Genomic DNA, 10,163 nt, shown 5'->3' on the forward strand with positions numbered 1-10,163 from the left:
CAGCCGGCGCTGGCGGCGCGTTACGTCCGCCGCGTGCGCGCCCGGCCGCCCGGCGCGCGGCCGGACGTCTGGCTGACCTACCACCTGTACTACAAGGCGCCCGACTGGATCGGCCCGGCGGCGGCGGAGATGCTGGGGATTCCCTACCTGGTCGCCGAGGCGTCGCACGCGCCCAAGCGCGCCGGGGGGCCCTGGGACGCCGGGCACCGGCAGGTCGCGGCGGCGTTGCAGCAGGCGGCCGCGGTGCTGACCATCAACCCGGCCGACGCCGCGTCCCTGCCGGCCGGCGTGCGGCAGGTGACGCTGCCGCCGTTCCTGGACACCACCGATCTCGACCGGATCGCCCCGGACCGCGCCGGCACCGCCGCCGCCTACGGTCTGAATCCGGCGCAGCCCTGGCTGATCGCGGTCGCGATGATGCGGGCGGGCGACAAGCTCGCCTCCTACCGCGCGCTCGCGGACGCGCTCGGCCGCCTGCCGGCGCGCCCGTGGCAGCTGCTGGTGCTGGGCGACGGGCCGGAACGCCCGCGGGTCGAAGCCGCGTTCGCGCCCATGGCCGAGCGTGTTCGTTACGCAGGCGCAACGGATGCGCCGGCGACGGTGCGGGCGCTGGCGAGCGCGGACCTGTTCGTCTGGCCGGCGGTGAACGAGGCGTACGGGATGGCATTGCTGGAAGCCCAGGCAGCCGGGATTCCCGCCGTTTGCGGCGATTTCGGCGGGGTTTCCGCGATCCTTCGCGACGGCGAGACCGGCCGCCTCGTGCCCCGCCACGACCCGGCCGCGTTCGCCGGGGCGGTGGCCGGGCTGCTCGACGATCCCGGAACGCGGGCGACGATGGGCCGGAACGCCCGGGCCAAGATCGCGCGCGACCACACGATCGATACGGCGGCGCAACGAGTAGCGGGCGTGCTTGCCGAGGTGACGGGGGTCCTGGCATGAAGCTGGCGCTGATCCGCCATGGCCCGACCGCCTGGAACGCCGAGAAGCGTATCCAGGGCCGCACCGACGTGGCCCTGTCCGAGGCGGGCCGGGCGGCCGTGCGGGCCTGGCGGCTGCCGGCGGAATTCGCGGGATATCAGGTGCTTGCGAGCCCGCTCGCCCGCGCGCGGGAGACTGCCGCGCTGCTCGGTCTGCCGCCCGAGCGAATCGAGCCCGCGCTGGCCGAGCGGTCCTGGGGCGCCTGGGAGGGGCAGCGCCTGCCCGAGCTGCGGAAGCGTTACGGCAGCGCAATGACACGGTGGGAAGGCCGCGGCCTCGACTTCCGCCCGCCGGGTGGGGAGAGTCCGCGCGACCTGCAGGCCCGGCTGGGGCCGCTGCTGACGCGCCTGGCGGACGGCGGCGCGGATACGCTGGCCCTCACGCACCGTGGGGTGATCCGCGCGGTCTACGCGCTGGCGACCGGCTGGGACATGCGCGCGGCGGCGCCGGACAAGCTGCACGACGGCTGCGTCCAGCTGTTCGATTTGGCGGCCGACGGCACGCCGACGGTCGCCGCGCTCAACCGGCCGCTTGCGGCCGCCGCGCCGACGGAAGGCTAGGACGATGGCCGCCGACGTGATGATCCACGTCCAGCACCTGCTTGGCATCGGCCATCTGCAGCGCGCCAGCCGGATCGCGGCCGGCTGCGCGGCGGTCGGCCTGGACACCGTGCTGGCCAGCGGCGGGCTGCCGGTCGCGGACCTGCAAACCGGCGGCGCCCGGCTGCGGCAGCTGCCGGCCGCGCGCGCCGGCGACGCCAGCTTCTCCAACCTGGCCGACGCCGACGGGCGGCCGGTCGACGACGCCTGGAAGGCGCGCCGGCGCGACGCTACCCTGGCGCTGTTCGCGCGCGAACGCCCGCGCGTCCTGCTGCTGGAACTGTTCCCGTTCGGCCGGCGCGGCCTGCGCTTCGAACTGCTGCCGCTGCTGCAGGCCGCGCGGGCGCGCACGCCTCGGCCGTGGGTCGTGGTCTCGCTGCGCGACCTCTTGAACCCGCCGGATCCGGCGAAGGCGGACTGGGCGATCGACCTGGTCGACCGGTACGTCGACCGCGTGCTGGTCCACGGCGACCCGCAGGTGGCGCGGTTGGACGAGACGTTTCCGGCGGCGCAACGACTTGCCGACCGGCTGGTCTACACCGGCTACGTCGTGCCGGAGATGCCACGCGGCGTGCTTGCCAGCGGCGAACTGCTGGTGTCGACCGGCGGCGGGGCGGTCGGCGGCGCGCTGGGCCACGCGGCCGTGCGCGCGCGGGCGCTCAGCCGGCTGGCCGGCGGCGCGCCCTGGCGGGTGCTGCTGGGCCCCAACCTGCCCGAGCGCGCGTTCGAGGCGATCCGCGATGCCGCCGATGCCGGCACGACCGTCGAACGCAACCGGCCCGACTTCGCCCGGTTGCTGGCCGGCTGCCGGCTGTCGGTCAGCCAGGCCGGCTATAACACGGTGACGGAACTGCTGGCCGCCGGGGTGCCGGCGGTGGTGGTCCCGTTCGAGGGCGACGGCGGCGAGCGGGAGCAGGCGCTGCGGGCCGACCGGCTGGCCGCGACGGGACGCGTGACCTGCCTGCCGGAAGCCGGGCTGACCCCCGAACGGCTGGCACACGCCGTGGACGATGCGCTCGCCAGGCGTGCCGGGACGGCGCACCGCGCGCCGGCCGGGCTTAATCTGGCCGGCGTGGCGAAGTCGGCGCAGATTTTGGGCGCGTTCGCTGCTACGCTGCCGCCGCGCGGGAGCGAGAGGCCGGCGCACGGGCCAACGGAGGACTGGTGAACGAAACGACACGGACGCTGCACTACCCGCCTGGAACGCTGCTGGGCGACTATCTGCGCACCGCATTCGGCGTGGGCGTGGGCGCGAGCGTTCTGGCGGCGAACCCGGTGGGCTGGACGCTCGGCTTGTCGGTCGGCGGGCTGACGCTTCTGTTCGCCGGCTTCGGCGCGCGCACCGCCGCCCGCCAGATCACCCGGGTCGAGGTGCGTCCCAGCGGGATCAGCCGGCGCGCGCTCGCCACCCAATCGCTTGCGTGGGACGCGGTCACGGCCGTGCGGCTGCGCTATTACGGCAGCAAGCGCGAGCGCAAGGCCGAGGGAGGCTTCTACCAGCTGAAACTGCGCGCCCCGGGCAGCCGGCTGACGTTCGAAAGCGGCCTGACCGGCTTCGACTACCTGGTCTGGCGCGCCGGTGCGGCGGCGCGCGCCAACGCGCTGCGGCTCGACACCCCGACGATCGTCAACATGCAGGCCTTCGGCATCGACGCCGACGGCGACCTGGCGCCGCCGCCCCGGATCGCCGCGTTCGCCCGCGCGGTCGGGGACGCGGCCGCCCCCGGGCCACACGACCGCGCGTGGGCGGGGGAACTGGGATGAGCGACCTGTTGCGCGTGGACGACCTGCACGTCTCGTTCGGCCTGATGGCGGGCCGGGTCGAGGCGGTGCGCGGCGTCTCGTTCCGCGTCCCGGTCGGCGGCACGGTCGCGCTGGTCGGCGAATCCGGCTCCGGCAAGTCGGTCACCGGCCAGGCGATCATGGGCATCCTGCCGCGCGCCGCCCGGATCGACCGCGGCCGGATCCTGTTCGACGACCCCAAGGTCGCCGCGCCCGGCGGCAACGGGGACCAGCCGGTGGACATCGCTGCCTTGCCGGCGCGTTCGCCGGAGATGCGCGCCCTGCGCGGCGACCGCATCTCGATCATCTTCCAGGAGCCGATGACCTCGCTCTCCCCGGTGCACACGGTGGGCGACCAGGTCGGCGAGGCGTTGCGCCTGCACCGCGACGTCAGCCGGGCGGAGGCGCGCGAGCTGACCCGCGACATGCTGCGCCTGGTCGGCTTCCCGGACCCGCGGCGCGCGCTCACGACCTATCCCTTCGAGCTGTCGGGCGGCCTGCGGCAGCGCGCGATGATCGCGATGGCGCTGATCTGCCGGCCCTCGCTATTGGTCGCGGACGAACCGACGACCGCGCTCGACGTCACCATCCAGGCGCAGATCCTGAAGCTGATCCGGGATCTGCAGGGCGAACTCGGCATGGCGGTGCTGATGATCACCCACGACCTGGGCGTGGTCGCGAACGTCGCCGAGGAGGTCGTGGTGATGTACCGCGGCCGGGTGACGGAAAGCGGCCCGCGCGACGCGATCTTTCACCGCCCGCGCCACCCTTACCTGAAGGCCCTGATGGCCGCCGTGCCGCGCTTCGACATGGCGCCCGGCGAGCGGCTGCAGCCGCTGCGCGCGGTGGCGCACACCCCGGGCAGCCGGCTGTGGGCGGGCGACGCGGGCGCGCGGGGCGGCGCCCCGGTCGACGGCAGCCGGCCGCTGCTCACGGTCGACGGGCTGACCAAGACGTTCGGCCTGCGCAAGAGCGGCTGGTTCGCCGCCAAGGACCAGCGGATCACCGCGGTCGACGACGTCTCCTTCACCATCCTTCACGGCGAGTGCCTGGGGCTGGTGGGCGAAAGCGGCTGCGGCAAGTCGACCGTCTCCAAGGCGATCATGCGCGCGTTGGCCCCGGATTCGGGCCGGATCACCTTCGACGACCGCGGCAGCGCGCGCGATGTCCTGACGCTCGAGGGGGCCGAACTCGACGGCTACCGGCGCAAGGTGCAGTACATCTTCCAGGACCCGTTTTCCGCGCTCAACCCGCGGATGACGGTGGCCGACATCCTGGGCGAGCCGTTCGCGATCCACCGCGTCGGCGACAAGGCCTGGCGGCGCGAGATGATCGCCGAGCTGATGCAGGTCGTGGGCCTGGAGCCCAAGCACCTGCAGCGCTACCCGCACTCCTTCTCCGGCGGGCAGCGCCAGCGCATCGGCATCGCCCGCGCGCTCGCGCTCAAACCGGATCTTTTGATCTGCGACGAGCCGGTCAGCGCGCTCGACGTCTCGATCCAGGCGCAGATATTGAACCTGCTGCGCGACCTGCAGCGCGAACTCGGCCTGACCTATCTGTTCATCAGCCACAACCTGGCGGTCGTCGACTATCTGGCCGACCGGATCGCGGTGATGTGCAAGGGCGAGCTGGTCGAGTTGGCGCCGCGCGAGCTGATCTTCCGCGACGCCCGCCATCCCTACACCCGCGCGCTGCTGCAGGCGGTGCCGGCGCCGGACCCGAACCGCCGGTTGGATCTGGGCGCGCTGTTGAGCGAGCGGGTCTCCGACCCGGCGCTCTGGCCGGCGCCGTTCGGCCACGACGCAAGCGGCGCCAAGCCGCCGCACCTGATCGACCTGGGCCGCGGCCACTACGTCCGCGCGACCCATGCGCCGCAGCCGATGGAGGCCGCGCAATGACCGCGCCAGCAGTTTCGCGACGCCAGCTGTCGAGACGCCAGCTGCTGCTCGGCGGCGCGGCGGCGCTGGCCGCGCTGCGGCTCGCGCCCGGCCTGCCCGCGCGCGTGGGCGCAACGGGCCAGGAGCCGCCGATCCTGCGCGCACGCGTCGCCGCCGGGGCGTTGCCGCCGATGGCCGAGCGCGTGCCCGCGACCCCGCGCGTGGAGACGCTGGATCGGCCCTGGCAGGCGTCCGGGCGCTACGGCGGCGACCTGCGGCTGTTGATGGGCACGCCGGGCGATCTCAGCCAGATCGCGGTCTACGGCTACGGCCGGCTGATCGGCTATTCAAGCGACCTGGAGCTGGTGCCCGACCTCGCCGAGGAGATCGCGGTCGAGGCCGGGCGGATCTTCACCATCCGCCTGCGCCGCGGTCATCGCTGGTCCGACGGTCACCCGTTCACCAGCGAGGACTTCCGCTACTGGTGGGAGGACGTGGCCAACCACCCGCAGCTCTACCCGGCCGGCCCGCCGCGAAAGCTGCGGATCGACGGCGAGCTGCCGCGGGTCAGCTTTCCGGACGCGCGCACGGTCGTCTACGCCTGGTCGAAGCCGAACCCGACCTTCCTGCACGACTTGGCGGGCGCGCTGCCGCTCTACCTCTACCGACCGGCGCACTACATGAAGCGGTTCCACGCCGACTACGCGCCCACGGACGCGCTCCAGGCGCGGGTCGCCGAATACGACCAGCGCGACTGGGCCGACCTGCACACCTATCTCGATAGCCTGTACGACCAGGACAATCCGGACCTGCCGACCCTGCAGCCCTGGGTGAACACCACCTGGCCGCCCGCGCAGCGCTTCGTGTTCGAACGCAATCCCTTCTACCACCGGGTCGATCCGCAAGGCCGGCAGCTGCCCTACATCGACCGGCTGGTGGTGAAGATCGCCGCGCCCGGTATCATCCCCGCCAAGACCGGCGCGGGGGAGAGCGACCTGCAGGCGCGCTACATCCGGTTCGACAACTACACCTTCCTGAAGGCGGCGGAGGACCGCTTCCCGCTGGAGGTCCGGCTGTGGAAGCCGGCCTACGGCTCCAAGCACGCGCTCTACCCCAACCTGAACGCCAACGACCCGGTCTGGCGGGAGGTCATTCGCGACGCGCGCTTCCGCAGGGCGCTGTCGCTGGCGATCCACCGCCATGAGCTGAACCAGGTGATCTATTACGGCCTGGCGCTGGAGGGCAACAACACCGTGCTGCCGCGCAGCCCGCTGTACAAGAAGTACTACCGGCAGGTCTGGGCGGACTTCGCGGTGGACCGGGCGAACGCGCTTTTGGACGAGATCGGGCTGACCGACCGCGACGACCGCGGCTACCGCAGGCTGCCCGACGGCCGGCGCTGCGAGATCGTGGTCGAGAGCGCCGGCGAAAGCACCGAGGAAGCGGACCTGCTGCAGCTGATCGCCGACAGCTGGCGCAAGGTCGGCGTCGGTCTGCACACCAACGCCACGCAGCGCGCGGTCTTCCGGCGGCGCACCTTCGCCGGGGACAGCGTGATGGGTATCTGGAAGGGCCTGGAGAACGGTGTGCCGACCGCGGACATGAGCCCAAGGGAGCTGGCCCCGGTCGACCAGTACAGCTACCAGTGGTCGAAGTGGGGGCAGTACTACCAGACCGGCGGCCGGTCCGGCGAACCGGTCGACATGGCGGAGCCGCGCCGGCTGCTGGAATTGTACAAGGCATGGTACGCGGCCCGCGACAGCGCGCGCCGGCGGGCGATCTGGCACGAGATGCTGCGGATCAACGCCGAACAGCAGTACACCATCGGCCTGATCGCCGACGTGCCGCAGCCGGTGGTGGTCCACAGCCGTCTGCGCGGTGTTCCCAAGGAAGGGCTGTACAACTGGGATCCAGGATCGTTCTTCGGCATCTACCGGCCGGACACCTTCTGGTGGGCGACGCATGACGAGACCGCCGGCGCTGCCGGGCAAGACGCGTACGGCCGTACGCGTACGGGCGACGGGTAGGCCGGCCGCGCATGTTCACCTATACCGTCCGCCGCCTGATCACCATGGTGCCGACGCTGATCGCGATCAGCGTGATCATCTTCGTGATCATCCAATTGCCGCCGGGCGATTACCTGTCGACCTACGTCGCCGAGCTCGCCGCCCAGGGCGAGGGCGTGAACAACGAACGGATCGCCTATCTGCGCGAGAAGTACGGCCTCGACGAGCCGCTGTGGCGGCAGTACCTGATGTGGGCCGGCGGTCTGCTACGGGGCGATCTCGGCTATAGCTTCGAATACCAATTGCCGGTGTCCGAGCTGATCGGGGACCGGCTGCTGCTGACCTTCGTGATCTCGATCGTCACCATCCTGTTCACCTATGCCGTCGCCTTCCCGATCGGGATCTACACCGCCGTGCGGCAGTACTCGATCGGCGACTACACGCTGAGCTTCATCGGTTTCCTGGGGCTGGCGACGCCGAATTTTCTGCTCGCGCTGCTGCTGCTGTACGCCGCGAACATCTGGTTCGGCACCTCGATCGGCGGGCTGATGGATCCGCAGTACGTCGGTCAGCCCTGGTCCTGGGGCAAGGTCGGGTCGGTGCTCGCCCACCTCTGGGTGCCGGTGGTGGTGATCGGCACCAGCGGCACCGCCGCGATGATCCGCCGGCTGCGCGCCAACCTGTTGGACGAGCTGCAGAAACAGTACGTCGTGACCGGCCGGGCGAAAGGCCTCTCGCCCGGCAGGCTGTTGCTGAAGTACCCGCTGCGCCTGGCGATCAACCCGTTCATCGCCGACATCGGCAACCTGCTGCCGCAGGTCGTCTCGGGCGCGGCGATCATCTCGGTCGTGCTCGACCTGCCGACCACCGGGCAGATGCTGATCGGCGCGCTGAAGAGCCAGGACATGTACCTGGCGGGCTCGTTCCTGATGTTCCTGGCGCTGCTCACCGTCGTCGGCATGCTGCTGAGCGACCTGGCGCTGGCCGCGCTCGATCCGCGGATCCGGCTGGAAGGGAAGGCCGCGCGATGAGCAGCACGACCGGCCAGGACGGCAACGGCGCATCCGGCCCAAGCGGGGCCCAACCGGGCGCCCGGTTGGGCGGTCCGGCGCGCGGGCAGATCCCGCACACGGTCGACGACGCACCGTTCCAGCCGGCCGAGGAAACCCCGATGACGCCGGAGCAGGAGCGGCTCTACCGCGCCTCGCAATGGCGGATGATGTGGTGGAAGCTGAAGCGCCACCGCCTGGCGGTCGCTTCGGGGGTGCTTCTGCTGCTGCTGTACGCCTCCACCCTGGTCTCGGAGGCGATCGCGCCGTACGACCTGCACAGCCGCTTCACCGACCACATCTACGCCCCGCCGCAAAGTCTCCACCTGTTCCACGAGGGCGAGTTCGTCGGGCCGTTCGTCTACGGCTACGACTACAAGCTCAACATGGAGAACCTGAAGCGCGAGTACACGCCGGACCGGACCGACGTGCAGCCGCTGCGGTTCTTCTGCTCAGGCGATTCCTACCGCTTCTGGGGCCTGGTCGAGGCCGACTTCCACCTGGTCTGCCCGGCCAAGGGCGGGACGCTGTTCCTGCTCGGCACCGACCGGCTGGGCCGGGACATGTTGTCGCGGATCGTCTACGGCGCCCGGATTTCGCTCACCATCGGGCTGGTCGGGATCGCGATCTCGTTCCTGCTCGGGATCACGATCGGCGGGGCGGCCGGCTATTACGGCGGCTGGGTCGACGTCGGCGCGCAGCGGGCGATCGAGATCATCCGGGCGTTCCCGGAGATCCCGCTGTGGCTGGCGCTGTCGGCCGCCCTGCCGGTCACCTGGAGCCCGCTGTGGGTGTATTTCGGGATCACCGTGATCCTGGGGCTGCTGGACTGGCCGGGCCTGGCGCGCGCGGTCCGGGCGAAGCTGCTGTCATTGCGCGAGGAGGACTTCGCCACCGCCGCGCAACTGCTGGGCGCGCGCCCGCCGCGGATCATCTTCCGCCATCTGCTGCCCAGCTTCGCCAGCCATCTGATCGCCAGCGTCACGCTGTCGATCCCGACCATGATCCTGGGCGAGACGGCGCTGTCGTTCCTGGGCCTCGGCCTGCGCCCGCCGATCACCAGCTGGGGCGTGCTGTTGAGCGAGGCGCAGAACATCAACGTGGTCGCGCTCTACCCCTGGCTGATGCTGCCGGTGGTGCCGGTGATCGTGGTGGTGCTGGCGTTCAACTTCCTGGGCGACGGCCTGCGCGACGCCGCGGACCCGTACGGGTAGCGGTCCGGCCGTCACCGGCCCTGGCGGTTGTTGTTGAAGATCGGCCGGCCCTCGATCTCGCCGAAGTCGAACAGGTCGTCCTCGAGCGCCACCCCGGTCTCGACGCCGTTCAGGGCGACGCGGGTGACCGTGCCCTGCTGGTCGACCACTCGCCAGCCCTTGAGCGCCAGCGGCTCGGCCTGCAGCACCAGCCTGAGCGAGCCCGGCTGGCCCGCCTCCACGCCGTCCTGCGCCACCCAGACGGCGATCTCGCCCTGGCCGCGGTCCAGGCCGGCGAAGTGGTAGTCCTCGAGGTTGCGCAGGTCGACGGTTTCCTTCACCAGGAAGCCGAGCGGCGTCTGCGACAGCGGGATGTAGCTGGTCTGCCCCAGCTCGCGGTCGAAATACAGCAGCATGCTGCCGTTGGAGACGATCAGGATGTCGTTCGGCGGATCGTACTCGAAGCGCAGCTTGCCCGGGCGCTCGAGCCAGACCTCCCCGGTCGCCTGCCCGCCGTTCGAGGTGGACTGCGCGAACCGGCCGTGCAGCGTCTTGATGCCGGTCAGGTATTGCTCGACCCGCGCGACCGTGCGGCGGGCTTGCGCGCTCAGCCGGTCGGTCGTGGCGGCCTGCTGGGTCTCGCCGGGCGCGGCGGCCGGCAGGGTGGGCGCGGCCAGTG

General features: G+C 71.7%; 9 protein-coding genes. 8 read left to right on the top strand and 1 reads right to left on the bottom strand.

Annotation, left to right across the window (positions count from 1 at the left end; genetic code table 11):
- The 8 genes from CKO28_RS25015 to CKO28_RS25050 all read left to right on the top strand — a co-directional run.
- The coding region (locus CKO28_RS25015) for a glycosyltransferase family 4 protein (protein WP_200343702.1) at window positions 1-939 on the top strand (939 nt) is incomplete at its 5' end.
- Entirely contained in the window at window positions 936-1,538 is a 603-nt protein-coding gene (locus CKO28_RS25020; protein ID WP_200343704.1) for a histidine phosphatase family protein, read from the top strand. The genes CKO28_RS25015 and CKO28_RS25020, both read left to right, overlap by 4 nt.
- Before the next feature lie 4 nt (window positions 1,539-1,542).
- Window positions 1,543-2,745: a glycosyltransferase family protein gene (locus CKO28_RS25025; protein ID WP_200343706.1), complete on the top strand. Its 1,203-nt coding sequence runs from the start codon at window positions 1,543-1,545 to the stop codon at window positions 2,743-2,745.
- The gene (locus CKO28_RS25030; RefSeq protein WP_200343708.1) at window positions 2,742-3,341 is read left to right on the top strand and encodes a hypothetical protein; all 600 of its coding nucleotides are present in this window, start codon (window positions 2,742-2,744) and stop codon (window positions 3,339-3,341) included. Before CKO28_RS25025 ends, CKO28_RS25030 begins: the two co-directional genes overlap by 4 nt.
- On the top strand, window positions 3,338-5,257 hold the full coding sequence (locus tag CKO28_RS25035; RefSeq protein ID WP_200343710.1) for an ABC transporter ATP-binding protein: 1,920 nt from the start codon (window positions 3,338-3,340) through the stop codon (window positions 5,255-5,257). The genes CKO28_RS25030 and CKO28_RS25035 overlap by 4 nt, the downstream gene beginning before the upstream one ends.
- Complete coding sequence (locus CKO28_RS25040) at window positions 5,254-7,263, top strand: ABC transporter substrate-binding protein (protein WP_200343712.1); 2,010 nt, start codon at window positions 5,254-5,256, stop codon at window positions 7,261-7,263. The genes CKO28_RS25035 and CKO28_RS25040 overlap by 4 nt, the downstream gene beginning before the upstream one ends.
- A gap of 11 nt (window positions 7,264-7,274) precedes the next feature.
- A complete protein-coding gene (locus CKO28_RS25045; RefSeq protein ID WP_200343714.1) occupies window positions 7,275-8,273 on the top strand; it encodes an ABC transporter permease in 999 nt (332 codons plus the stop codon).
- A complete protein-coding gene (locus CKO28_RS25050) occupies window positions 8,270-9,505 on the top strand; it encodes an ABC transporter permease (protein ID WP_200343716.1) in 1,236 nt (411 codons plus the stop codon). The genes CKO28_RS25045 and CKO28_RS25050 overlap by 4 nt, the downstream gene beginning before the upstream one ends.
- An 11-nt stretch (window positions 9,506-9,516) precedes the next feature.
- On the opposite strand, the gene CKO28_RS25055 is transcribed toward CKO28_RS25050, so the two are convergent.
- The coding region (locus CKO28_RS25055; RefSeq protein ID WP_200343718.1) for a LolA family protein at window positions 9,517-10,163 on the bottom strand (647 nt) is incomplete at its 5' end.

The organism is Rhodovibrio sodomensis (assembly GCF_016583645.1).
GTDB lineage: Bacteria > Pseudomonadota > Alphaproteobacteria > Kiloniellales > Rhodovibrionaceae > Rhodovibrio > Rhodovibrio sodomensis.

Excerpts from the sequence above, each read along its gene's own strand:
- CKO28_RS25025 (WP_200343706.1), top strand. The coding sequence starts at position 1,543 with ATGGCCGCCGACGTGATGATCCACGTCCAGCACCTGCTTGGCATCGGC.
- CKO28_RS25020 (WP_200343704.1), top strand. The coding sequence starts at position 936 with ATGAAGCTGGCGCTGATCCGCCATGGCCCGACCGCCTGGAACGCCGAG.
- CKO28_RS25050 (WP_200343716.1), top strand. The coding sequence starts at position 8,270 with ATGAGCAGCACGACCGGCCAGGACGGCAACGGCGCATCCGGCCCAAGC.
- CKO28_RS25045 (WP_200343714.1), top strand. The coding sequence starts at position 7,275 with ATGTTCACCTATACCGTCCGCCGCCTGATCACCATGGTGCCGACGCTG.
- CKO28_RS25040 (WP_200343712.1), top strand. The coding sequence starts at position 5,254 with ATGACCGCGCCAGCAGTTTCGCGACGCCAGCTGTCGAGACGCCAGCTG.
- CKO28_RS25035 (WP_200343710.1), top strand. The coding sequence starts at position 3,338 with ATGAGCGACCTGTTGCGCGTGGACGACCTGCACGTCTCGTTCGGCCTG.